We start from the raw sequence: 610 nt of genomic DNA, 5'->3' as shown, positions 1-610 counted from the left end.
CGGGCACGCCGGCCGGCCCGTCGACCGCCCCGCCGCCCGCCGCGCCGGCCCGGGTGCCGAAGACGCTGTCGTTCGACGCGAAGACCCTCGACGGTACGACGTTCTCCGCCGCCGCCCTGGCCGGACGGCCGGTCGTGCTCTGGTTCTGGGCCCCCTGGTGCGCCACCTGCGCCAGCCAGGCCTGGACCGTCGCCGAGATCGCCCCGACCTACCGGGACACCGTGCCGATCGTCGGCGTCGCCGGGCTCGGCCAGCAGAAGGCGATGAAGGAGTTCGTCACCGAGTTCGACCTGGCCGGCACCACGCAGCTCGACGACCGCGCCGGCGCGGTGTGGCGCCGCTTCAAGGTGGTCGAGCAGAGCACGTTCGTCGTCCTCGACCGGGACGGCACGGTGGTCCACCAGGGCTTCCTCGACGGCGAGTCGCTCACCCGGCAGGTCGAGACGCTGGCCCGGGGATGACCGGCGCGCTGCTGCTCGCGCTGACCGCCGGCATGCTCGGCGCGGTCAACCCGTGCGGCTTCGCGATGCTGCCCGCGTACCTGTCGCTGCTGGTGGCCGGCCCCGACGGCGGGCGCGGCGCGGTCGGCCGCGCGCTCACCGCGACGGCC

At 75.7% G+C, this 610-nt stretch carries 1 protein-coding gene and 1 pseudogene; both read left to right on the top strand.

Going from position 1 to position 610, the window contains the following annotated elements:
• The coding region (locus HUW36_RS33925) for a TlpA family protein disulfide reductase (protein WP_174531708.1) at positions 1 to 461 on the top strand (461 nt) is incomplete at its 5' end.
• Positions 458 to 610: pseudogene (locus tag HUW36_RS34805) on the top strand (cytochrome c biogenesis protein CcdA); the annotation flags it as partial. The gene HUW36_RS33925 and the pseudogene HUW36_RS34805, both read left to right, overlap by 4 nt.

It is taken from the genome of Micromonospora maritima (assembly GCF_902825405.1).
Taxonomy (GTDB): domain Bacteria; phylum Actinomycetota; class Actinomycetes; order Mycobacteriales; family Micromonosporaceae; genus Micromonospora; species Micromonospora maritima.
This window is presented reverse-complemented; position numbering and strand designations above follow the sequence as displayed.